General features: G+C 53.8%; 24 protein-coding genes and 2 riboswitches. Of the genes, 23 read left to right on the top strand and 1 reads right to left on the bottom strand.

What is annotated here, in order from left to right:
• Window positions 1-93: 93 nt before the first annotated feature.
• The 14 genes from NYE26_RS15930 to murB all read left to right on the top strand — a co-directional run bounded on the left by NYE26_RS15930 (window position 94) and on the right by murB (window position 15,248).
• Window positions 94-492: a DUF2500 domain-containing protein gene (locus NYE26_RS15930; protein WP_076079279.1), complete on the top strand. Its 399-nt coding sequence runs from the start codon at window positions 94-96 to the stop codon at window positions 490-492.
• A 238-nt stretch (window positions 493-730) separates the two neighbouring features.
• Window positions 731-1,153 carry a cell wall hydrolase gene (locus tag NYE26_RS15925; RefSeq protein ID WP_036726550.1) on the top strand — a complete coding sequence of 141 codons (423 nt, stop codon included), beginning with the start codon at window positions 731-733 and terminating at the stop codon, window positions 1,151-1,153.
• Window positions 1,154-1,327: 174 nt separating this feature from the next.
• Window positions 1,328-1,720, top strand: a complete 393-nt coding sequence (gerQ, locus tag NYE26_RS15920) for a spore coat protein GerQ (RefSeq protein WP_339257508.1) — start codon at window positions 1,328-1,330, stop codon at window positions 1,718-1,720.
• A 316-nt stretch (window positions 1,721-2,036) separates the two neighbouring features.
• Window positions 2,037-3,353 carry a hemolysin family protein gene (locus tag NYE26_RS15915; protein WP_339257251.1) on the top strand — a complete coding sequence of 439 codons (1,317 nt, stop codon included), beginning with the start codon at window positions 2,037-2,039 and terminating at the stop codon, window positions 3,351-3,353.
• Between the two features lie 159 nt (window positions 3,354-3,512).
• Window positions 3,513-5,432 (top strand): ATP-binding protein, encoded by a 1,920-nt coding sequence (locus NYE26_RS15910; RefSeq protein WP_339257249.1) that lies wholly within the window; start codon window positions 3,513-3,515, stop codon window positions 5,430-5,432.
• 93 nt (window positions 5,433-5,525) lie between these two features.
• Window positions 5,526-6,290, top strand: coding sequence for a thioredoxin domain-containing protein (locus NYE26_RS15905; RefSeq protein ID WP_209873822.1), 765 nt, complete (start codon window positions 5,526-5,528; stop codon window positions 6,288-6,290).
• Entirely contained in the window at window positions 6,287-6,721 is a 435-nt protein-coding gene (locus NYE26_RS15900; protein WP_339257246.1) for a disulfide oxidoreductase, read from the top strand. Before NYE26_RS15905 ends, NYE26_RS15900 begins: the two co-directional genes overlap by 4 nt.
• 226 nt (window positions 6,722-6,947) lie before the next feature.
• Window positions 6,948-7,107, top strand: a riboswitch (cyclic di-AMP (ydaO/yuaA leader).
• Window positions 7,108-7,235: 128 nt separating this feature from the next.
• A complete protein-coding gene (locus NYE26_RS15895; protein ID WP_209873826.1) occupies window positions 7,236-9,053 on the top strand; it encodes an APC family permease in 1,818 nt (605 codons plus the stop codon).
• A gap of 174 nt (window positions 9,054-9,227) precedes the next feature.
• A complete protein-coding gene (locus NYE26_RS15890) occupies window positions 9,228-10,253 on the top strand; it encodes an ABC transporter substrate-binding protein (protein WP_339257243.1) in 1,026 nt (341 codons plus the stop codon).
• A 151-nt stretch (window positions 10,254-10,404) separates the two neighbouring features.
• Window positions 10,405-11,466, top strand: coding sequence for an iron ABC transporter permease (locus NYE26_RS15885; RefSeq protein ID WP_339257241.1), 1,062 nt, complete (start codon window positions 10,405-10,407; stop codon window positions 11,464-11,466).
• Window positions 11,463-12,497 carry an iron ABC transporter permease gene (locus NYE26_RS15880; RefSeq protein ID WP_339257239.1) on the top strand — a complete coding sequence of 345 codons (1,035 nt, stop codon included), beginning with the start codon at window positions 11,463-11,465 and terminating at the stop codon, window positions 12,495-12,497. The genes NYE26_RS15885 and NYE26_RS15880 overlap by 4 nt, the downstream gene beginning before the upstream one ends.
• 42 nt (window positions 12,498-12,539) lie before the next feature.
• On the top strand, window positions 12,540-13,346 hold the full coding sequence (locus NYE26_RS15875) for an ABC transporter ATP-binding protein (RefSeq protein ID WP_036726562.1): 807 nt from the start codon (window positions 12,540-12,542) through the stop codon (window positions 13,344-13,346).
• 9 nt (window positions 13,347-13,355) lie between these two features.
• On the top strand, window positions 13,356-14,165 hold the full coding sequence (locus NYE26_RS15870; protein WP_339257236.1) for a (2Fe-2S)-binding protein: 810 nt from the start codon (window positions 13,356-13,358) through the stop codon (window positions 14,163-14,165).
• A gap of 168 nt (window positions 14,166-14,333) precedes the next feature.
• On the top strand, window positions 14,334-15,248 hold the full coding sequence (murB, locus tag NYE26_RS15865) for a UDP-N-acetylmuramate dehydrogenase (RefSeq protein ID WP_339257234.1): 915 nt from the start codon (window positions 14,334-14,336) through the stop codon (window positions 15,246-15,248).
• 96 nt (window positions 15,249-15,344) lie between these two features.
• Here the strand turns inward: murB and NYE26_RS15860 are convergent, their stop codons facing one another.
• On the bottom strand, window positions 15,345-15,680 hold the full coding sequence (locus NYE26_RS15860; RefSeq protein WP_339257232.1) for a hypothetical protein: 336 nt from the start codon (window positions 15,678-15,680) through the stop codon (window positions 15,345-15,347).
• Window positions 15,681-15,855: 175 nt separating this feature from the next.
• Here NYE26_RS15860 and NYE26_RS15855 point away from each other — a divergent pair, with 175 nt between their 5' ends.
• From NYE26_RS15855 to NYE26_RS15815, 9 genes are all read left to right on the top strand, one after another.
• On the top strand, window positions 15,856-16,596 hold the full coding sequence (locus tag NYE26_RS15855; RefSeq protein WP_339257230.1) for a ZIP family metal transporter: 741 nt from the start codon (window positions 15,856-15,858) through the stop codon (window positions 16,594-16,596).
• Between the two features lie 72 nt (window positions 16,597-16,668).
• Window positions 16,669-16,712: riboswitch (PreQ1 riboswitch) on the top strand.
• Window positions 16,713-16,795: 83 nt separating this feature from the next.
• Window positions 16,796-17,296: a preQ(1) synthase gene (queF, locus tag NYE26_RS15850; protein ID WP_339257228.1), complete on the top strand. Its 501-nt coding sequence runs from the start codon at window positions 16,796-16,798 to the stop codon at window positions 17,294-17,296.
• A gap of 45 nt (window positions 17,297-17,341) precedes the next feature.
• On the top strand, window positions 17,342-18,007 hold the full coding sequence (gene queC, locus NYE26_RS15845; RefSeq protein WP_339257226.1) for a 7-cyano-7-deazaguanine synthase QueC: 666 nt from the start codon (window positions 17,342-17,344) through the stop codon (window positions 18,005-18,007).
• Window positions 18,007-18,489 carry a 6-carboxytetrahydropterin synthase gene (locus NYE26_RS15840; protein WP_339257224.1) on the top strand — a complete coding sequence of 161 codons (483 nt, stop codon included), beginning with the start codon at window positions 18,007-18,009 and terminating at the stop codon, window positions 18,487-18,489. Before queC ends, NYE26_RS15840 begins: the two co-directional genes overlap by 1 nt.
• Window positions 18,482-19,204: a 7-carboxy-7-deazaguanine synthase QueE gene (queE, locus tag NYE26_RS15835; protein WP_339257222.1), complete on the top strand. Its 723-nt coding sequence runs from the start codon at window positions 18,482-18,484 to the stop codon at window positions 19,202-19,204. The genes NYE26_RS15840 and queE overlap by 8 nt, the downstream gene beginning before the upstream one ends.
• 168 nt (window positions 19,205-19,372) lie before the next feature.
• The gene (locus NYE26_RS15830) at window positions 19,373-20,191 is read left to right on the top strand and encodes a VanW family protein (RefSeq protein ID WP_339257220.1); all 819 of its coding nucleotides are present in this window, start codon (window positions 19,373-19,375) and stop codon (window positions 20,189-20,191) included.
• Window positions 20,192-20,264: 73 nt separating this feature from the next.
• The gene (locus tag NYE26_RS15825) at window positions 20,265-21,401 is read left to right on the top strand and encodes a zinc-dependent alcohol dehydrogenase (protein ID WP_036726578.1); all 1,137 of its coding nucleotides are present in this window, start codon (window positions 20,265-20,267) and stop codon (window positions 21,399-21,401) included.
• A 166-nt stretch (window positions 21,402-21,567) separates the two neighbouring features.
• On the top strand, window positions 21,568-22,482 hold the full coding sequence (locus NYE26_RS15820; protein ID WP_036726580.1) for a DMT family transporter: 915 nt from the start codon (window positions 21,568-21,570) through the stop codon (window positions 22,480-22,482).
• 73 nt (window positions 22,483-22,555) lie between these two features.
• Window positions 22,556-23,392: a class I SAM-dependent methyltransferase gene (locus NYE26_RS15815; RefSeq protein WP_339257218.1), complete on the top strand. Its 837-nt coding sequence runs from the start codon at window positions 22,556-22,558 to the stop codon at window positions 23,390-23,392.
• Window positions 23,393-23,396: the final 4 nt, after the last annotated feature.

Below are 23,396 nucleotides of genomic sequence, written 5' to 3'. Positions count from 1 at the left end.
ACCGGTGCTGTCTTGCAGACAAGAGGCATATACATGTAGAGAAGCCTATAGGGGCAGGTGTGCTAACTACTTGGGAATAAGGGGGAAGAGACAATGGGAACGGGGAGTGATCCATCCTGGCTGTTCGATTTTACAGGAACGGTATTGCCGGTCTTTCTCGCTCTGGTCGTGGGGATCATCGCTGTGTCTGCTGGCCGGGGATTGCTTCAGTGGAGCCGGAACAATAATGCCCCCCTGCAGTCCATTCCCGCCCGTATCGTGAGCAAGCGGACCGAAGTGCGCCAGCAGCAGTCCCAGGAGGATAGTCTCTCCAGCCGGACCAGCACCACCTACTATCTGACCTATGAAGCTGAGGATGGGGTGCGCAGGGAATTCAAGGTGGAGGGACAGGAGTACGGGATGAGCGCTGAGGGGGATCAAGGCATACTGACGTATCAGGGGACACGGTATCATGGCTTTCAGCGGCGTCCTCACTACTCCACGGCGGAGTAGCTAAGATGGCAATGTATTATAGATGGTGATAGGACCCCCCGGTTCCCGCTGTGGAGCCAGGGGGTTTTTGCGTGTATCCGGCATAGAGACGGAAGAAGAGGAAGCAGGAAATTGGGCGCAGACTGTCACCTCCTGGGCGAATACACATACAATACAGCGAGCAGCAAAAGAACAACGGAGAATCACATAGTTTGCATAGCTTCACCCGTCCATGAAATGAATGTAAGGAGGAGAACGCGTGGCTGTCATCAAAACAAACTCGGAGGACGTAAGAGTGCTTGCACGGCTGATGCGGGCAGAGGCTGAAGAGGATGGGGAGTCAGGCATGCTGATGGTCGGCAATGTCGGCGTGAACCGGATTCTTGGCAATTGTCTGGATTTCAACAACATCCGCAGTGTGAACGACATGGTGTACCAGAGCCCCGGCGGCTTCGAAGCCCCGCAGAAGGGATACTTCTATCAACGGGCGCGGGAAGCCGATATCCGGCTGGCGAAACGTGCGATTGCCGGGGAGCGAACCTGGCCGGCCTCGAATGCGCTCTGGTTCTTCCGCCCTGTCGGCGACTGTCCGGCGACCTGGTACAATCAGCAGAATACCGGACGCTACAAGGCTCACTGCTTCTTCACTCCGACACAGGGAGATTGTCCGGCAGTATACTAGGCAAGACAAGGCAGTTATTACACTTTAGGAGGTAATCCGTACATGATCGTTCAACCGTACCGCCCAGTTCCTTATATGATGGGCAGCAATCCAGCAGGCAGCATGAACAATATGAACAATATGAATAATATGGAGAACATGAATAACATGAACAACATGGGGCACATCGGGAATATGGGGAAAATGGGAAACATGGGGAATATGGGAAACATGGTCGCTATGCCGCCTCAGGTCAGCAGCGGCAGTCCCATGATGCCTGGCGGCACGGTGGTCTCCACAGCCGCACCTGTGTTTGAACAGTCCTATGTGGAGAACATATTCCGCCTGAACCTGGGCAAGGTGGGCACCTTCTATTTCACATATGAGAACAACAAGGACTGGAATGCCAAGGTCTATACCGGGGTGCTGGAAGCTGCGGGCCGTGACCACCTGATTATCAGCGACCGTGCTACCGGCCAGCGGGTAGTGCTGCTGATGGTTAACTTTGATTACGCTACTTTCGAAGAGCCGCTTGTCTATCAATATCCGGGCGTTGTCGGGAATCCGCTTGGAGTGCGCAACTGCTAATCCGCTTTTTTCGGCCATTTATCCATAGAATCATCCAAAAACGGCTGTCCGCCTTGGTTTGAGGCGGTCAGCCGTTATTTATGCTCCCGTACGTACATATGCTGTATTTTTCGAGGGGACACGCATGCTTGCTGTTTCACCTAATATATTTATATAATGAAAGTATTATTTATAATCCGTGATTTTGTATAGGAGATGAGGGCATTGGGGAATTGATACGCAAGGGTTCTTTTAGCGTAATCGAGTCTGACATTTTGAGCAAACGAAGGAGGTGGGCCTATCCAGCCGTACAGATTACGGTGGATAGGAGTATAAATTGAGCGACCCTTTACCCGGTATATTACATGTAGGACTTATTATTTTGCTTGTGCTGCTTAACGGTTTTTTCGTTTCGGTGGAGTACGCGATGGTGAAGGTGCGCAGCGGGCGCATTGAATCGCTGATTGAGGAAGGCAGCAAGAGAGCGCTGGCCGCAAGGAACATCGTCCATAATCTGGATGGCTTCCTGTCGGCCTGCCAGCTTGGGGTAACCCTTGCTTCACTTGCACTGGGCTGGCTCGGTGAACCGGCCGTGGCCACGATTGTGGGGCCGCTGGTCAGGGGTCTGGGCTTTGATGATACTACTGTATTTGTCATCTCCCTGATTATTGCCTTCATGTTCATCACGGTTCTCCATATCGTACTCGGCGAGCTTGCACCGAAGACCATTGCTGTGAATAAGGCTGAGGCAGTGCTTCTGTTAACTGCGGGACCGATGAACGTTTTCTACCGGATCATGTTTCCATTCATCTGGGTGGTTAACGGGCTGGCCCGGGGACTGCTGCGGATCTTCCGTCTGACACCGGCTTCCGAGCTGGCTACTGCGCATACGGAGGAAGAAATCCGCATCCTGATGCAGGAGAGTAACAAAAGCGGCTTGATCGACAACACAGAAATGACACTGGTGGATAATATTTTTGGATTTGCCGACACGATGGCCCGGGAGATTATGATTCCGCGTACCGAGATGATCTGTCTGAACACGCATCTGGAGACGGAGGAGAATCTGGAGATTGCCTTCGATGGAATGAGAACCCGGTATCCGGTCTGTGACGGAGACAAGGACCATATTCTTGGCTTCATTCATATTAAGGATATGATCCGGGAGAAGGCGCCGAGCTATAATGAATTGATCCGTCCGATATTGACGGTACCGGAATCGATTCAGATCAGCAGCCTCCTGAAGGTCATGCAGCGTGCCAAGACCCAGATCGCCATTCTTATTGATGAGTACGGCGGTACCTCGGGGATGGTTACACTGGAGGATATTATGGAAGAGATTGTCGGTGAGATTCAGGATGAGTTCGACGAGGAGCGGCCCGGCATTGAGCAGCTGGGAGAGGATGAGTTCTCCGTTGACGGCCTGATGCTGATTGAAGAGATTAACGACAAGCTCGGAATCCATATGGATACTGATGATTATGATACGATCGGCGGCTGGCTGTATTCCAAGCTGGAGGTTAATCCGCCGCAAAAGGGCCAGTCCATTGAGTTCGACAATCATTTATTCGTGGTCGAAGAAACCGATAATAAGCGGATTTCCCGGATCAAGCTGCTGAAGCTGCAGTTATTGACGGAAGAAGCCGGAGCATAAGCTGCTGCATACAATATAAGCATGGCGCTACTACAGCGCTGTGCTTTTTTTGTTATAAGGATGAATTGTTCTGACCTATCTCCGATTCGGCCGGATTTAAGGCGGGTAAGGAAGTGTAAATACATGTAATCTATCCGATTCAAGAAAGGGGCGGGAGCGTTGAAGCATCCTTTTAACACTTACAATGATCTGCTTGTCCTCTTGTCGGTTGCGATAGCCTTTCTCTCCTGCTTCACGGCGCTCGATCTGACGGAACGTCTGCTTCGCGGCCAGCGGAGCTCCCGGTTCATCCTGCTCATCTCCCTGGTGCTTGGCACAGGCCTGTGGAGCATGCATTTCATCGGGATGCGTGCCATGGATATGGCCGTTCCGGTATCGTATAATCTGCCGCTACTGGCGTTCTCTCTAGTGATTCCCGTGGCAGCTTCTTATATGCTGTTAGCTATGCTGAATAACCCGCACACCCGCAGCAGGGTCTATCTGGCTCTGGGCGGCCTCTTGTTCAGCAGCGGCATCCTGATTATGCATTTCAGCGGAATTCTGTCGATGAGACTTACGGCAACGTATGAGCAAGGCGCTTTCTCAATTATAATGGCGGTATTATTCGCCCTGATCGTTCCGGTGGTCACCGCTTCCTACGATCCGAAGTGGCTGGAGCAGGCCTACAATATGTTCAGCTTCAAAAAGCTGCTGCTTGTCCTGACCCTGACCGGCGCGTTCACAGGCATCCATTACGCTGCCATGGCGGGCGCTTCATTCTCTCCAGGAGAACCGTCCAGTGCAGCCGCGCACGTGCTCTATTTGCAGGATTCGATACTGGGAATGATCCTCTGCGGCTCCTTCCTGTTCATTGTGTCGATCGTCCTTGCTCTGTTGTACAGGGACCGGCAGCGGGTACTCCAGTCAGCCGCCTTCAATGAGCAGCGGTATACTGCGCTGTTCGAGCATAACCCTGATATGGTAATCTGCATTGATCCTGCCCGTAAGAAGATAATCAGTGCTAATCCTGCTCTGCGGGACATTACCGGATATAGCAGCGAAGAACTGGGGAATTATAAGGCGATACTATACAGCGAACGGGATGAAGCTGCCGTACGGGATGCCATAACGCGCGCTTCACGGGGGCAGTCCTCCAAGCTGGAGCTGAAGGTACGGAGCAAAGGCGGGGAGCAGCTGATCTGTAGTGTCACCGTCTTTCCTTTGCTGCATCATACGGAGCAGTGGGTCTATATTGTGGCCGAGGATGTGACTGCCCTGATGAAGTATCAGTATGAGCTGCTGGAGGCCAGGGATACCGCGGAGAGTGCGGTGACGATGAAAAGCGAGTTCCTCGCCACCATGAGCCATGAAATCCGCACGCCGCTGAACGGCATTATCGGCGTCAACCAGCTGCTGTCCGAGGAGATCAGCAATCCTGAGCATCTGGAGCTCCTGCGGCTTCAGAGTACAAGCAGCCATGCTCTGCTGCATGTGATGAGCGATATTCTCGACATCTCCCGGCTGGAGGCGGATGCCCTCTCGCTGAACAAGGATTCTTTCGGGCTGAAGGCGCTGCTCCAGGGCTGTATGGACCTGTTCATGGTGAGCACACAAGACAAGCCGTTATCTCTGGAGCTTCTGATCGAGGAGGGGCTTCCTGACAAGTTCACCGGGGATGCTGCGCGTATCCGCCAGATTCTCATCAACCTGATCGGCAATGCGGTGAAATTCACGCCATCCGGCACGGTAACGGTTAAGGTGGAGTCCTATGGCGTCAGGGAGACCGCTCAGGCGCTGCAATTCATGGTGCGCGACACCGGCATTGGCATCTCACCGGATAAGCTGCAGCTGCTCTTCCAGTCCTTCTCGCAGGTGGACGGGTCGCATACCCGTAAGTACCCCGGCACGGGTCTGGGCCTTGCGATCTGCAAGAAGCTTGTAGACCTGATGCAAGGAGAGATCTGGGCAGAACCGGCAGAAGGGGGCGGCACACAATTCTTCTTCAGAATTAAGCTGCAGTCGCAGGAGCATTCCCCGGAGGTATTTTTCGGCAAGGATACAGGGGAGGGGGAGTCAGCGGAGGAGAATGAAGCCGTATAAGACAGCGATTGCCAACAAGAGAGTTAACATTATATAATTTGAAAGTAACTATTCTTTTATCACGATAGTCCTGAGGACGGAAAGGAACTCTCTTTGAGCAAAACAAAAAAGAACAATGTCACGGCTCCCCAGATGAGCAAGCAGGAGAAGCGCAGGGCAGAGCAGGAGCAGCAGAAGCAGAAAACGAGAATTCTGATCGTGAGTACGGTGGCCATCGTCATTATTATTTTTGTAGGCTTATTCATGCTTGCTTCCAAGGATTCTTCGCCTGCAGGCTCAGACAGCAAACCGGTTGCCTTCAATTACAGTGAGATGATGCGGCTGGGCAAGGAGGATGCTCCGGTAAAAATTGTGGAATTCGGCGATTTCAAATGTCCGGCTTGCGCCCAGTTCACCGGTGTGATCAAGCCGCAGATCGTTCAGGGCTATGTCGATCAGAATAAAGCAGCCTTCTATTTCGTGAATCTGGCCTTCATCGGCAAGGATTCCAGAACGGCCTCCCTGGCAGCGCTATCGGTCTATCATCAGAACCAGGAAGCGTTCTGGAAGTATTTCGATGCGATCTATGCCAATCAGGGGAATGAAGAGAAGGAATGGGCTACGCCTGACTTCCTGGTGAGTCTCGCCAAGCAGCTGGAGCTGCCGGTGGATTACGACCTGCTGCGCAAGGACATTGACGAGCGTACCTACGTAAGCGAGCTGGAGCGGGATATTCAGCTTGGCACCGATACGGGTGTAACGAATACGCCATCCTTGTACGTGAACGGCATCAAGGTGAAGGAGCCTTTCAATATGGAGGCGATTGACGCCCAGATTCAGGCAGCAACAGCAGCAGCGGGAGCAGGGACCGCCCAATGACCGTCTTCTCTGCCTTCTGCCGGCGTAACTGTCTCTACTTGGCCTGGTTCGTCTGTGTGGTGGCTGTAGCAGGAAGCCTGTATCTCAGTGAGGTCCTAAATTACGAGCCCTGTAAGCTGTGCTGGTTCCAGCGGATCTTCATGTATCCGCAGCTGTTCCTGCTGGGGATCGCCACCTACCGGGCGGACAAGCGGATCATTCCATACGTGCTTCCCCTTAGTCTGATCGGCGGCTGCATCTCTATTTATCATTATGCGGAGCAGAAAATTCCGGCGCTCAGCAAGGTGCTTCCCTGTACCATCGGCGTACCGTGCAACAAGGATTATCTGAACTGGTTCGGATTTATAACGATCCCTCTGCTTGCACTTATAGCCTTTGCCTTAATCTCGATTCTGCTCTGGACAGGACGCAAAGAGGAGCCTGCGGAGTAAGAAGCTGACGGGCAGAAGGAAGAGAAGAGAATACCTTTAATTTTAGTAAAAAATAATATGCAAAAACCCTGTAAAATCACGTGGTAAAGGGATAATGAAAGAGAATGAAAGATCAAGACATACCGGATGATGAATTTGGTTGTTTTGAGTGCTTTTCATTCTTTTTTCATTTGTTTCCACGCTTTACGGAAGACGTGTTGTAGCTTAATATTAGTCCTTGTGAGAAGTTGAATATGCGCTGAATTTTCCGGAAGGAAAAACGGGGGAACCACACTTTGGCTAAGGCCAAAAGGGGTGAATCGGAGCAGGCTACTTGACCTGTAACCGTAGGGCTACCACAGTCCGAATCCGCCAGCTAACCTCGTAAGCCACTAGTGGGATAATGACCATGCACACTAAGGCATGCGGATCATTTCCGTATGCTTATTTTGGTGCCTGCATTTATGAAATCCACTTATGAAAACAGCGCAGGGAAACCCGTTTCAACTTAACCAAGAGAGGAACTGTTACTACAATGGTAAGCAAGGTAAAACGACTATTGATCGGGCGTCCGATGAAGTCGAACGAACTCGATCATGAAAAGTTATCCAAGGTGAAAGCACTGGCTGTCCTGTCTTCTGATGCGCTCTCGTCTGTAGCCTACGGAACAGAACAAATTCTGATTGTACTGGTGGCCGCCGGGTTCACCGCTATCTGGTACTCCTTGCCAATTGCATTAGCCGTATTGGGCCTGCTGGCTATTCTGATTCTGTCCTACCGGCAGACGATCTTCGCTTATCCCCAAGGCGGGGGCGCGTATATTGTCGCCAAAAGCAATCTAGGGGTGCATACCGGCTTACTGGCCGGCGGCTCTCTTCTGGTGGATTACATTCTGACGGTGGCGGTAAGCGCCTCGGCGGGGACGGATGCAATCACTTCAGCTTTTCCAAGTCTGCATAATCATAGTGTTCTCATAGCGGTATCTGTTATCGTGCTCTTAACGATTGTTAACCTGCGGGGAGTGACCGAATCGGCCTCCTTCATCGCTATCCCGGTCTATCTGTTCGTGGTTTCCATCTTCGTGCTCATCATCTCGGGGGTCTTCAAATATATGACCGGCGGCGCCCATGCCCATGTTCCTGAGATTGGCTCGGCGGTATCGAACGTGAGTATGTTCCTGCTGCTGAAGGCCTTCAGCTCCGGCTGTTCGGCTCTGACCGGGGTAGAAGCGGTCTCCAATGCCATTCCTAACTTCAAAGCGCCCGCGGAGAAAAATGCAGCCAAAACGCTGATGCTCATGGGCCTCATTCTCGGGGTAATGTTCACAGGTATTACGCTGCTCGCTTACTGGTACGGTATCATGCCTGATGAGAAGGCCACCGTGGTCTCACAGATTACCGAATCTACCTTCGGCCGCGGCGGACTGTACTTCTTCATTCAGGGGATTACGGCGGTTATCCTGTTCCTGGCAGCCAATACGGCGTACTCGGCCTTCCCGCTGCTGGCGTTCATGTTCGCCAAAGATAAATATCTGCCCCATGCCTTCATGGTGCGCGGCGACCGGCTGGGCTTCTCCAACGGTATTATTTTCCTCGGTGTCATGTCGGCTGTGCTGGTGGCGGCGTTTCACGGGAATACGGAAGGACTCATTCCATTATATGCAGTAGGGGTATTCATTCCGTTCACGCTGTCGCAGCTGGGCATGATGGTCCAATGGTACAGAACGAAGCCGAAAGGCTGGCAGAGCAAGTTCGCCGTCAATACGGTGGGGATGCTCACTACATTAACGATCACCCTGATTTTCATAATCACTAAATTCTCCAGCGTGTGGATGGCCTTCATCTTCCTACCGGCTGTTATCATCGTGTTCCACCGGATTCACCGCCATTATATGAATATTGCCGATCAGCTGCGGATCTGTCCGGCTACCGATAAGCCTTGTATCAAAGGAAGCACCGTAGTCGTTCCGGTCGCCGGTGTGACTCGCGCTGTACTACATTCGATCAGCTATGCGAAGTCATTGACAGATAATGTGGTCGCTGTATATGTAGGCTTCGATGAAGAAGAGATTCACAAGATGGAGCAGAAGTGGGAGGAGTGGAACCCCGGCGTACGCCTGATCGTCCTGCGCTCCCGCTACCGCAGCATTATCCGCCCGCTGGTGAAGTTCATCGATACAGTAGAGTGGAAGACCTCTTCAACGGATCATATTACCGTCCTGATTCCGCAATTCGTGACCAAGCACTGGTGGCAGGCGGTGCTGCATAATCAGACCAGCTTGTTCATCCGCTCTTATCTGATGAATCAGAAGGACATTGTCATCGCCACGGTTCCTTTCCATCTGCATAAATAATATAGAAGATTATAGGAAGACGGCTGTTTCTGCTTAATGCGGAGGCGGCCGTTTTTACGTTATTATAAGTTATTGGTTGACATAGAGAATGAGAATCAATATCATCAGTATAGACAAGATGAAGGTAACAGAGCTTTTGCCAATCATGAGGGTAACATACAGGAGGGGTATTCAATGTTTTCGTTCAACCTGCAAGGATCAAGAAGCGGGAAGCTGGCGGTGGCCGGACTTATGACTACAACACTGCTGCTGTCCGCTTGCGGAAATAATAATAGCAACGCAGGCAGTAACGGTGGAGCAGGCACCGCACCTGCGGCAACCGCAGAAGCGACTGCGGTACCTGCAGCAACTGCTGCACCCGCTGTGGAGAAGACCGTAACGGATGCAATGGGACATAAGGTGACCGTTCCCGCTAATCCGCAGCGTGTAATTGCTTCTTATCTGGAGGATTATCTGGTAGCACTCGGTGTGACTCCGGTTGCCCAGTGGTCTACGAAGAACGGTACTCAGGCTTACCTCGCTGCTGAGCTTAAGGACGTTCCGCCGATCAGCTATGACCTGCCGCTTGAAGCCGTCACCAGCTTCACGCCGGATTTTCACATCGTCCAGTCGGAGGGCTCGGTTCAGAACGGTCTTTATGACCAGCTGAATAAGATTGCACCAACCTATGTACTCGGTGATGAGGTCAGCAGTGACTGGCGTGCAGCCTTGCTCAAGATCGGAGAGCTGCTCAATAAGACACCGGAAGCGGAGAAGGCTATTGCAGACTATGACCAGAAAGCGGCTTCAGCCAAAGCGGCTGTATCTGCGGCAATCGGCGATGATTCAGTAGCGGTTCTGTGGCTGGTGTCCAAGAATTTCTTCATTGTAGATGAGACCCGCAGCAGCGGTGCAGTATTGTATGGCGATCTTGGAGTGAAGCTCCCGAATCTTGTGACCGATATTCCTGCGGAGTCCAGAGCACCGTGGAACCCGATTTCACTGGAGAAATTATCTGAGCTAACTGCAGAGCATATCATTCTGGTGAACAGTGACAAGGCAAGCGGAGCTGAGATTACAGAAGGTGCAGTCTGGAAGGGAATTCCGGCCGTTAAGGCAGGGAATGTTCATGAATTCGGCAAAGATACCAGCTGGCTGTATAGCGGCCCTATAGCCAATTCCAAGACCATCGATGATATTCTGAGCAGTTTTGTGAAATAGGTCTTTACCGGCCGGAGAATTGTGCAGGCTTTTATATCCTCAGGATATAGAAGCCTGCCTCTTTTTTAAGTTGAACAATATTCATATCTTTGCGATAATGAGAATCATAATCATCTATATTTCCCTAATAATCCTGATAAGGAGACGGCATATGGCTTCATCCACAGATTCTGCTCTACAAGCTCCTTCTGTTGAAGGGAACACATCTGTCCGGTCGCGGCCGCTTGCCGCTGCTGTTATTCTGGTGCTGGGAATAGCAGCGATTGTCTTCGGCCTGATGGTATCCGTATCGGTCGGTGCGGCGGATATCCGGCTGGCTACCGTATGGGAGGCGGTGTTCCGGTTCAATCCGGAGCTGCCCCAGCATCAGGTCATTCGGGAGCTGCGGATTCCCCGGGCTGCCGCAGGAGCGCTGGTCGGCGCATGTTTTGCCGTTGCCGGTGCGATTATGCAGGGGATGACCCGCAACCCGCTGGCGGATTCCGGACTGCTTGGTCTTAATGCAGGTGCGGGCGTTGGACTGGCCCTGGCTTTTGCCTTCGCGCCAACATTATCCTTCGCTTACATCATGCTGTACTGCTTCCTTGGAGCGGCTGTGGCCTCACTGCTGGTATTCGGGATCGGTTCGCTCTCCCATAGCGGACTGACCCCGCTTCGGCTGACCCTCGCCGGTGCGGCAGTAAGCGCCATGCTGCTGGCGGTCAGCCAGGGCATTGCTATCCTGTTCAGCCTCTCCCAGGATATCGCCTTTTGGATGGCCGGGGGGATTGGCGGAGCGAGCTGGAAGCAGCTGCAGGTAATATCTCCTTGGGTCGCGGCGGCCCTGATCGGTGCGCTGATGTTGTCGCGTTCGATTACGCTACTGAGCCTGGGCAGGGATGTTGCAGCAGGTCTCGGACAGCGCACCGGTCTGGTACAGACTGCAGGGATGATTATTGTCGTCATCCTCGCCGGAGCGGCAGTCTCCACGGTGGGGCCGATCGCTTTTGTCGGATTAATGATTCCGCATATTACGCGTTACCTCGTTGGGGTTGACTACCGCTGGATTATTCCCTGCTCCGCAGTCCTTGGAAGCATTCTGGTCCTGGTGGCCGATATTGCGGCCAGGATGATTAATGCGCCATACGAAACACCAATAGGTGCCTTAATTGCAGTATTCGGCGTACCGTTCTTCATCTATCTGGCCAGCAAACGCAAGGGGGAGCTGAAATGAACCGTTCCACCTCATTCCCCCCGGCCAAGCCGCGCCTTTCCAGAGAGGCTGGTATTCTGACACTGCTTGCTGTGCTTATCGTCATTCTGTTTCTGGTCAGTATGAATACCGGCTTAATGCGTCTGTCACCGCTCGAAGTTCTACATACCCTATCCGGCAACGGCACCAAGCAGCAGCAGCTGATTCTGTTTGATTTCCGGCTGCCGCGGATCGTGATCTCCTTGCTGATTGGTGCAGGCTTCGCGGTAGCCGGAGTGATTCTGCAAGGCTTGTCGCGTAATGCTCTCGCTGAGCCTTCCACCCTGGGGATCAATGCCGGAGCCGGATTCGCTGTACTGATCTTTATCTCCTTTGTACCGGCTACTACAGCAGCTCCGATCCTCGTGCTTCCGCTACTGGCGCTTGCAGGGGCCTCGCTTACTGCAACACTGATCTACTTCCTGTCTTACAGGAGGGAGGATGGGCTCTCGCCGACACGGCTGATCCTGATCGGGATTGCTGTGGGTGCCGGGATATACGCTTTTCAGCTTATTTTGTCATTAAGACTCGACCCGCAGAATTATCAGTTCGTAGCCATCTGGCTGGCCGGCAAAATCTGGGGCGGAGACTGGCGGTTTGTGCTGGCCCTGCTGCCCTGGATATTGATCCTGCTGCCCTTCGCATTCTACAAAGCCCGGGTGCTCAACGTACTGAATCTGGGCGATGAGCTCTCCAAGGGACTGGGCCTGCCGCTCGAACGGGAACGGCGGTGGCTGCTGGCTGCGGCTGTTGCGCTGGCAGGAGCCTGTGTATCGGTAAGCGGCAGCATTGGTTTTGTCGGGCTAATTGCGCCGCACCTGGCCCGCAGGCTGGTCGGCCCGCGCCATCAGATTCTGCTGCCTGCGGCTGCCCTGACCGGAGCCCTGCTGCTGCTTACGGCAGATACGATCGGTCGCTGGATCCTGCAGCCTGCGGAGGTACCTACTGGTATCGTAGTAGCGATTATTGGAGCACCGTACTTTTTATATCTTTTGGCCACATCGAAAGCGTAGTACAGGGATGTATATAATAAAAAAATCTAAGGAGTGTTTATCATGTCGGAACGTTTAAATACAGAGCAGCTGAGCATCGGATATGCGGAGACTATGATTGTAAAGGGGCTGAATCTGTCGCTTCCGACAGGGAAGATTACGGCGCTCGTCGGGGCGAACGGCTCCGGGAAGTCCACGATTCTGAAGACAATGGCCCGGATCATGAAGCCGAAGAGCGGCAATGTAATGCTTGACGGGAAGTCCATTCACAATCTCTCCACCAAAGAGGTGGCCCGCCAGCTGGCGATTCTGCCGCAGAATCCTACTGCCCCGGATGGCTTAACGGTATCTGAGCTGGTAGGATATGGACGGTATCCGCATCAGAAGGGCTTCGGCAGCCTGACGCCTGAAGACCGCAGCATTATTGCCGAGGCGATTGAATTGACCGGCATGAATGAATTCCGTGACCGGCCGATTGACCGTCTCTCCGGCGGACAGCGGCAGCGGGCCTGGATCGCCATGGCGCTGGCCCAGCAGACGGATATTCTGTTCCTTGACGAGCCGACGACCTTCCTGGATATGGCCCATCAGCTGGAGGTGCTTCAGCTGCTGCAGAAGCTCAATGAGCAGGAAGGCCGGACGATTATTATGGTTGTCCATGATTTGAACCATGCTTCGCGTTACGCGCAGCATATGGTAGCGATCAAATCCGGTAATGTGATCAGCGAAGGCGCTCCGAATGAGGTAATGACACCGGCGGTGCTGCGCGAGGTATTCGGTATTGAGGCAGATATTGTACCTGATCCGCGTACAGGTGTGCCGCTCTGTCTGCCTTACGAGCTGGCTGCGTACAAAGTTGCCGGGCTGTAGGAGAGGAACATGAATGAATTCCTGAGGCAAGAATATAAGTCTAAATTTGACCTCCATCTTGAGGTGCCGGAGGGAGCCGTGTATTCCTTCGCTGCTGCTGAGCTGGCAGAAGAGGCGGGGATGAGGACCTTCATGGAGGCTTACCGGCCGCTGATGAAGGCGCTTGACGATAAAGCGGCCGGTGCGTACTTCGGCGGTTATCTGAGCATTATGGCACTCGCGGTCCAGTATTCCGTGACCGGCTTCTTGTGCGTACCGGACTTCAGCTTACGGAACATTCAACTGCATCTTGTTCCGGCAGATGGCTACTGCAGAATTGCCTTTTCGCTTCGTGAATGGGGGATGGTACAAGCTCCGGCAGATGAGCCGGGCCGGAAGGCTTGGCGCAATGAGGCGTTAACCAGCTTCTACCAAAGCACAGCCGGGCCGCTGATCCGGATGGCTTCACAGGTGAGCGGACTTTCGCCCGGGGAGATCTGGGGACAGCTGCCGACCAAATTCAACTATTATGCGGAAGCCTTTGCCGCTGAGCTGACAGATCCGCTCCTGCTTCGCCGGCTGGAGGAGGATTACGCGTATCTGAAGGATGAGCTGCCCGCTGCCGTATTCGGGATGCCGCGGAATCCGTTCCAGGTGAAGGTACGGAGAATTGAATCGCTCACGGACCCGCAGCAGACGGTTCAGCTGCGTAACCGCTGCTGTATGTATTACCGGACTGAGGGCGGACGGCTGTGTTATACCTGCCCCCGGATGAAGGAAGAGGAGCGGTCCGCACGGCGGGAGGAATTCCGTGCCGAGCGCGCAGCGGCTGGCGAATAGGGTATAATTAGGAATTTGGAAACATAATAATGCTGTGTGCAGCTTCGTAACAGGCTCCTGTCATTGACAAGGGAGCCTGTTCGTTGTTAAAGTTGTGGTTGCTGAAGCCGTAATTAACCGGCAGCGAGCACGACCATTATCTTGTTTATAGAGTTAGGAGCATGAAGAATGAATATTGACAACATATATGAGGATTTGCAGCCGCTTGTTACAGCAGGCTCACTGAAACGCCGGGAGAGCCTTAAGAATCTGGTCTATACCCGCATGGGCGGCGAAGCAGATATTTTGGCTGCTCCTGTTACATATGAAGAGATCCAGAGCATCTATGCTTATGCCCAGGATCATCAGATCCCGCTTACAATTCTCGGTAACGGCTCCAATGTCATTATCCGGGACGGAGGCATCCGCGGCATCGTGCTCCAGACCTCGGATCTGTCCGGGATGGGCGTCCGCGACGGGCTGCTGTATGCGCAGTGCGGGGCGAAGATTATCGATGTCTCGGGCTATGCGCTGGAGCAGAAGCTGACCGGTCTGGAATTCGCCTGCGGCATCCCCGGCACGGTAGGCGGGGCACTCTACATGAACGCCGGAGCCTACGGCGGGGAAGTGAAGGATGTGCTGCACAGTGCGCTCGTGATCGATCAGAACGGGCAACTCCTTACCCTGCACAGCGATCAGCTGCAATGGGGATACCGCAGCAGCATCTTCGCCACTGGACAATATATTGTGCTGGAGGCGAGATTCAAGCTTCTGCCAGGCGATCCTGCCGCGATTAAGGCGTCCATGGATGAGTTAACCTATCTGCGGGAATCGAAGCAACCGCTGGAGTATCCTTCCTGCGGCAGTGTATTCAAGCGGCCGCCGGGCCGGTTCGCGGGGCAGCTGATTCAGGAGAGCGGACTCCAGGGGACGCGCATCGGAGGCGCAGAGGTCTCACGCAAGCATGCGGGCTTCATTATCAACGCCGACAATGCAACGGCTAGCGATTATATCGGATTGATCCAGCATGTACGCTCAGCGGTGAAGCACAAGTTCGATGTGGAGCTGGAGACGGAAGTGGAGATTATAGGGGAAGAATTGTAGGAAATAGTTGTGGAAAAAGAGGGTGCAGTCCTAAGTCGGAATGTTGGCTTAGAGCTGCACCTTCTTTAACTTCTTACGGCCGGAGCCGCCAGATAATCAGCTTACAGCCAGTGAATATTTCGCCCGGCTTGTCTGCAGATCCACTTTGGCCTCGGATACCTCATGTAGCACTAGTCCGCTCACGGCCAGCTCATATCCCGGCTGCGGCAGAGGCACCAGCTCACCATCCGCATTCAAGGTACTACCTGTCCCGCGCAGAATGACCGCACTGTCCAGATAATCATCGATGACATCGTCAGCGTTCCGGTAGTCAACGGTCTCCAGCTTGAAATGGACGGTGTCCAGGTCATCCAGCTCCCGTTTTTCGATGACCAGTGTTGTACCCTTGCGGGCTTCCAGCCAATCTATAAGCTTCTGTACGTTTGCTTCCATCGTATGATCCCATCCTTCGGTTAATAGAGATTGTTAATTCTAAGTTACCCCTTTCCATGCAAATGAATCCGTGCAAATTAGTTGAACTATGCAAGGTGTTTGCCGTTCTTCATTCGTGTGTAAACTATTCTTATGCATTGTAATAATGCCAATATCTTATAAGAAGGTGAAGCGGATGGGAAACGCATTGTTATGGGGCGCAGTCTCCGGCTCGGCGGTCTTGATTGGCGCACTCTTGGCCTTATTCCTGCGGATTCCGAATAAGCTGATCGGCTTCATCATGGCGTTCGGGACCGGTGTGCTGATCGGCGCGGCGGCGTATGAATTGCTAGAGGATTCGGCCAGTGACGGCGGACTGGCCCCGACGATTATCGGGTTCACCGCTGGAGCACTGGTGTTCACGGTGTTCGACTGGCTGATCTCGCGTAAAGGCGGAGCCGGACGCAAGCGTTCAGCCAGAGCCTCTTCAGGGAGGAGCGATGCCAAGGGCGGAGGGCTGGCTATTTTTGCCGGAACGGTACTGGATGCGATTCCTGAATCGATCATGATTGGCGCAAGTCTCATTGCGGGTCAAGGCGTTAGCGTACTGCTGGTCATTGCCATCTTCATCAGCAATATTCCCGAAGGCTTGTCCAGCACGGCTGGACTGAAGCAGGACGGCTATGGCAAAGGCAAGATTATGCTGCTGTGGCTCGGCGTACTCGCTATCTCCACACTGGCCTCAGGGGCGGGATATGAGTTCATGGATCACGCAAGCGGGTATACGGAAGCTGTGATTGCTTCTTTTGCCGGGGGAGGAATTATTGCTATGGTGTCCTCCAGCATGATGCCCGAAGCCTACGAAGAAGGGGGGCCGCTCACGGGGTTCATCGCTGCGATGGGACTGCTGTGCTCGCTGATTCTGGATCAGCTGTGAGGGTTGTCAAGCCCGCTGTAATCATGGTATAGTTCAAGACGCATCAAGATAAAGAAGGAATCTGCGCCGCGCGCAGGAGAGGTTCGCGAACTCCCTCTATAAAAAACTAAGCTATTTTTAGTAGAGCCAGGTTTTCGAAATCTCGTTCTTCTTTCCAGTTCAGGCCAGGGGCCTAGGGAAAAGAGAGGGGTTTTTTGTCATGTCAGAAGGCAGAATGCAAGAGGAAATGCAGGAGGTTACCCTGTTGGGCAACCAAGGCACGCAGTACAAGTTCGGCTATGATCCGGGGATTCTGGAGGTGTTCGATAACAAGCATCCCGGCCGTGATTATTTTGTCAAATTCAACTGTCCCGAGTTCACCAGCCTGTGTCCCGTGACCGGTCAGCCGGATTTCGGGGTGATGTATATCTCGTACATTCCTGATATCCGAATGGTGGAATCGAAGTCACTGAAGCTCTATCTGTTCAGCTTCCGCAATCATGGGGATTTCCATGAGGACTGTGTCAACATTATTATGAATGATCTGATCTCGCTGATGGAGCCGCGTTATATCGAAGTGTGGGGCAAATTCACGCCGCGCGGCGGCATTTCCATCGATCCTTACTGTAACTGGGGGCGTCCGGGAACCAAATATGAGGCGATGGCCGAGCACCGGCTGATGAATCATGATTTGTATCCCGAGAAAGTGGACAACCGTTAATCCGCAGAAGCCAGCTTCACAGAGCAATAAGGAGGAGAGATCATTATGGTAAATAGAAAAGCATTAGTCGTCTTCAGCGGCGGCCAAGACAGCACGACCTGCCTGGCGTGGGCATTGCAGGAATTCCAGGAGGTTCAGGTGGTCACGTTCAATTATAATCAGCGCCATGCGGCCGAGATTGAAGTCGCCAAGGCGATTGCCGCGAGGTTCGGCGTGAAACAGCATATTCTGGACCTCGCGCTGCTGAACCAGCTTGCCCCAAACGCTTTGACCCGCGATGATATTGACATTACCGCAGGAGAAGGAGAAGAGCTGCCCAGCACGTTCGTGGATGGACGTAATCTGCTGTTCCTGTCCTTTGCGGCCATTCTGGCGAAGCAGCTTGGCTACTCCAACATTATCACCGGGGTCTGCCAGACGGACTTCAGCGGATACCCGGACTGCCGCGATGTGTTCGTGAAGTCGCTGAATGTCACGCTTAATCTGTCGATGGATGTGGAGTTCGTCATTCATACCCCGCTCATGTGGCTGGACAAGAAAGAAACCTGGAAGCTGGCGGACGAGCTGGGCCAGTTCGATTATATCCGGGAGCAGACATTGACCTGCTATAACGGAATCATTGGCAGCGGCTGCGGCACCTGTCCGGCTTGTCTTCTGCGTAAGCGCGGCCTGGAGCAATATGTGGCAGAGCGTCAGGAGGTGGGACTATAATGCGGGGCGAAGTAGCGGTCTGCAAAATATTCACCTTCGACGCTGCCCATCAGCTCATCGGACACAAAGGGAAATGCAGCAATCTGCATGGGCATACCTACAAGCTGGAGGTAGTGCTGAAGGGTGTGCCGTCCGCGCTAGAAGGGCAGTCGGATGAAGGGTTCGTCATTGATTTCAGCGATATTAAGGCGGCTGTGCAGGGGGCGGTGGTTGGGCGGCTGGATCATGCTTTTCTGGCGATGGGCAATGAGCCTGTGCTGGAGACGCTGAAGGCGACCGGCTCCAAGGTAGCGATGCTCTCCTTCCGCACCACAGCGGAGAATCTGTCTGCCTACATTGCCTATGAGCTGAAACAAGCGGCGTTGCCGGTGTATTCGGTCAAGCTATGGGAGACTCCGACCTCCTGGGCTGAGGTGCTGGCAGCAGATATTCCCGAGGAGGGACCGGCTTACCGGCTGTATGGTGGCTGCGATCATGAGTAGAATCCCCGTGATTGAAATGTTCGGCCCGACGATTCAGGGGGAAGGCGCGGTGATTGGTGTCAAAACGATGTTCGTCCGCACCTACGGCTGTGACTACCGCTGCGGCTGGTGCGATTCCGCCTTCACCTGGGACGGCTCGGCCAAGGATAAAGTAACGATGATGGAGCCGCAGGAGATTCTCGCCGGGCTGCTGGAGCTGGCCGGGGAGAATTTCAATTGTGTCACCATCTCCGGGGGGAACCCGGCGCTGATCGGGGAGGCGATGGGAGAATTCATCTCCCTCCTCCACGAGCGGGGCATCCAGTCGGCGATTGAGACGCAGGGCAGCCGTTGGCAGGACTGGTTCCATGAGGTGGATGTGCTGACGGTCAGCCCCAAGCCGCCCAGCTCCGGGATGCAGACAGACTGGGATAAGCTGGATGAGATTATGCATAGAGTCGCTGATAACGGCAAGGCTGCGCATAGCCTGAAGGTGGTTGTTTTTAACCAGGAGGATTATGAATATGCCCGTAAGGTCCATTTCAGGTACCCTGAGGTCCCGCTGTTCCTGCAGCCGGGCAACGATAACGTCACCGAGGAAGGTGACATCTCAGGCCGTCTGCTGGGGCGGCTGGAATGGCTGTTCGAGCGGGTGATTGCCGATCCGCAAATGAACCGTGCACGGGTGCTGCCGCAATTACATGCATTAATCTGGCATAATAAGCGGGGGAAATAGCGCGCCCGCTGCCGGGATGAAGTTGAATAGAGTTACTGAAGGCCGGACTTCCGCTATAGGGGAGTTCCGGTCTTTTGCTGTAATAGAAATGGGACAGAATTGTAGCCTCCGGCCGGTTCAGTTGTACTATAATTGAACAATGATGTGGGAGAGGGAGGAAATCATTCCATGAATTCGGTAATCAGCAACATGAAGCCCATCCGGCGTTCCAAGCTGCGACTATTTGCAGGGAAGCGGTATTTCACCTGGAAAAGATACTGGAAATGGATCACAGCCAGCGGACGCCTGGCTACAGAACAACGCGCTGAAGCCCTGCCGTACGGTGCGGCCAGCCATGCTACACCGCTGCTGCGCAAATTGCGCAATGTGGATATGCAGCTTCAGCACAACAAAATCGTGAACCTGAGGCTCGCGGTGGCGAAGCTGGACGGGCTTGTCATTCAACCGGGCGAGGACTTCTCTTATTGGCGCAGGATCGGCAAGCCCACGAGGAGAAAAGGCTACCTGGACGGAATGGTGCTCCATTATGGCGGGTTCCGTTCCGGCACAGGCGGCGGGCTCTGCCAATTGTCCAATCTGATCTACTGGATGACGCTGCATACGCCGCTTACGGTTACCGAGCGGCACCGGCACAGCTATGATGTCTTCCCCGATGAGCAGCGGACCCAGCCCTTTGGCAGCGGGGCTACCTGTGCCTATAATTATCTGGATCTCCAGCTGCGCAATGATACAGAGCATGCTTATCAGCTTAAGCTGCACCTGGATGAGACTCATCTGTACGGAGAATGGCGCTGTGCAGGGCAGCAGCTCTACCATTATGAAGTCTATGAAGATGGGCACCGCATCAGCCTGGAGCCGTGGGGCGGGTATATCCGGCGCAACGCGATCCGGCGCAGAGTGCTGACGCATAGCGGAGAGCTTGCCGGAGACGAAGCGGTGGCCGAGAACCACGCCCTGATGATGTATTCTCCGCTGCTGCACGGATAAATCCGGACGATTTGGGGCTATAACATAAGATAGTGTAACAAGCAGCCCCATTTCAGAAGGAGTGACCTATACCATGAAGGCAGTGACTTATCAGGGAAAGAAGAAAGTTGAAGTGAAGGAGGTCGCCGATGCGCGGCTTGAGAAGAAGGATGACATCCTCGTCCGCATAACCACAACCGCTATTTGCGGATCTGACCTGCATATCTATAACGGAGAAATACCGGGAATGCATGATGACTACATTATCGGACATGAGCCGATGGGGATTGTGGAAGAGGTGGGCCCGGAGGTTACCAGGGTCAAGAAGGGCGACCGGGTCATTGTCCCGTTCAATGTAGCATGCGGGCAATGCTTCTTCTGCCAGCATGAGATGGAGAGCCAATGTGACCATGCGAATGAAGCGAAGGATACCGGCGGCTACCTGGGCTATTCGGATTCATACGGCGGATTCGCCGGAGGGCAGGCGGAGCTGCTGCGGGTGCCTTACGGCAACTTCGGGCCGTTTGTCGTCCCGGAGGACGCGGAGATGGAAGACGAGAAGCTGCTGTTCCTCTCGGATATCGTCCCGACCGCCTGGTGGGGCGTCGAGAATGCCGGTGTGAAGCCCGGTGATACCGTCATTGTGCTTGGCTGTGGCCCGGTAGGCCTGCTGACACAGAAGTTCGCCTGGATGAAAGGCGCATCCCGTGTCATCGCGGTGGACTATATCGATTACCGGCTCCAGCATGCGAAGCTGACGAATCAAGTGGAGACGGTCAATTTTGAGCAGACCAAGGATGTAGAGCTGAATCTCAAGGAGATTACACGCGGCGGAGCGGATGTGGTGATTGACTGCGTGGGATTGGATGCCAAGAAGACGGTTGTAGAGAAGGTGGAGACAGCCTTGATGCTGCAAGGCGGTTCGCTGGGGGCTTTCCGTATCGCCTCCGAGGTGGTCCGCAAGTTCGGCACCATTCAGTTAATCGGTGTCTATGGCCTAAATTACAATATGTTCCCGCTGGGCCATCTGTTCGAACGCAATATCACGCTGAAGATGGGCCAAGCTCCTGTGATCCATTATATGCCTGAGCTCTACAAGATGATTAAGGAGAACAAGTTCGATCCCACAGATATTATCACCCACCGGCTGCCGATCAGCCGCGCAGAACATGGCTACAAGGTATTTCAGGAGAAGGAAGAGGACTGTATCAAGGTAGTGCTTAAGCCGTAACAGGGGAGAGTAGCCTCTGTCAGCTGAGCTTCTATAAGGCATGGAACCCCTCAGAGGCGGTTCTGTGCCTTTGTTTTGCGTTGAATATGAAAAAATGCTGCTTTTTTCGCCGATTTACGTTAAATTAACATAATGAGTCTTACATCCTATGAAGGGGCGTTCTGTCATGCGTACCAATAAACCGCCCGTTCCCGTGCCTCTCCTGATGGTAATCGGAATTGTGGCCATCTCGTTTTCTTCTATCTTCATCAAATGGTCCTCCGCGCCCGTATCGGTCCAAGGGATGTACCGCCTGCTGTTCACCTCCCTGCTGATGCTGCCGTTCGCCCGTCCCTATAGCGGGGCACTCTTTCAGCTGCGGCGGAAGGACTGGCTACTGCTGGGCGTGTCCGGTGTCATGCTTGCCCTGCATTTTCTGCTGTGGATGGGTTCGCTGAATTATACCTCGGTGGCCAGCTCGACGATGATTATGGCGCTGGAGCCGTTATTCATTATGCTCGGTGCGTACATACTGTATAAAGAGCGTAACTCGATCTTTGCTATCCTGGGGATGGCGATTGCCATCTTCGGCGTTACTTTTATCGGCTGGGGAGACATTGGCTTGTCTGCTGAGAATCTGAAGGGCGACATGCTGTCGGTTGGCGGAACCGTAGCGGTAGCCGCACATATGCTGCTTGGACAAAAGCTGGTGGCGCGTATGCCGTCCTATCTGTACAGCCTGATTGTATTTATCGCTGCGGCCGCTGTATTTGCCGTCTACAATCTCGTGACCGGCACACCGTTCTTCGATTATCCGGCCCGGGAATGGGGCATCTTCGTCCTGCTGGCGGTGGTACCCACCGTCTTCGGCCATATCCTGTTCAACTGGCTGCTGCAATATACGTCGGCGACTACCGTCTCCATGAATATCCTGGGAGAGCCTGTCGGCGCGAGCATTCTAGCGTTCCTGTTGTTGGGTGAGCAGCTTAGCGGCCTTCAGTGGGCGGGTGGCGTGCTGGTCATGGCCGGGCTGGGCGTCTATCTGTATGCCGGGCGCAGGAAAGCTAGGAAGCTCCGGCAGTCTCTGCCGAACGCTTCCTAGCTATACGCGGACAGACCCGTGAGGCAAACTTGATTACATTTTATAGAACATAGATAAAGGGGTAACGAAAGCAATGAACGAACCTAATCAGAATGAACCGGATGGCCTCAATAAGGAGGCGGCACCTACAAGCGAGGAGCTGTGGAATGAGGATACCTATGCGGCCTGGACCAGCCGGTTCGGAACCCCTGCAGAGGCTGCGGAGAAGCTGTCGAAGGACCCTGCGGGGAAGCTGTATCCGCTGAATACCTATCTCGGTGAAGTGAAGGGCCGGAGGATCATGAATCTGATGGGCTCCAACGGCATGAAGGCGGTGGCACTGGGGCTGCTGGGGGCTGAGGTGACTGTCGCGGATTTCTCGGAGGCCAATGCCCGTTATGCCGGTGAACTCGCGCAGGCGGCCGGAGTGCAGCTTGACTATATCGTGTCGGATGTCCTGGAGCTGCCGGAAGCGCATCTTAACGGCTCGTATGATACAGTTTTTGCCGAAATGGGGATTGTTCACTATTTTACGGATTTGGCTCCGTTCATGGCTACGGCCTACCGCTTGCTGGCACCGGGCGGAACGTTCGTACTGCGGGATTTCCATCCGGTAACGACCAAGCTGATCTCCTCCAAGGGTTCGACGGCCAAGGTGCGCAAGCATAAGGTGAGCGGGGATTATTTCGATACGGCGCTTGAAGAGAAGCAGGTGTCCTATTCCAAATACATGCCTTCTTCAGGAGCAGCAGCGGAGGCGGACAAGCCGAATGTCGTCTACTGGCGGCGCTGGACGCTGGGCGAGCTGGTTACTGCTGCCGCAGCCAGCGGACTGATTATAAGAGAGCTGGTGGAGGAGCCCAACCTGTCGTCAGATGTGTACGATAAGGGAATTCCCAAGACCTTCACCCTGGTTGCTGTCAAAAGATAATAAG

The sequence above is a fragment of the Paenibacillus sp. FSL P2-0136 genome (genome assembly GCF_037975325.1).
GTDB lineage: Bacteria > Bacillota > Bacilli > Paenibacillales > Paenibacillaceae > Paenibacillus_AQ > Paenibacillus_AQ silagei.
The sequence above is the reverse complement of the archived record's forward strand: the minus strand, read 5'-3'. Positions and strand labels throughout refer to the sequence as shown.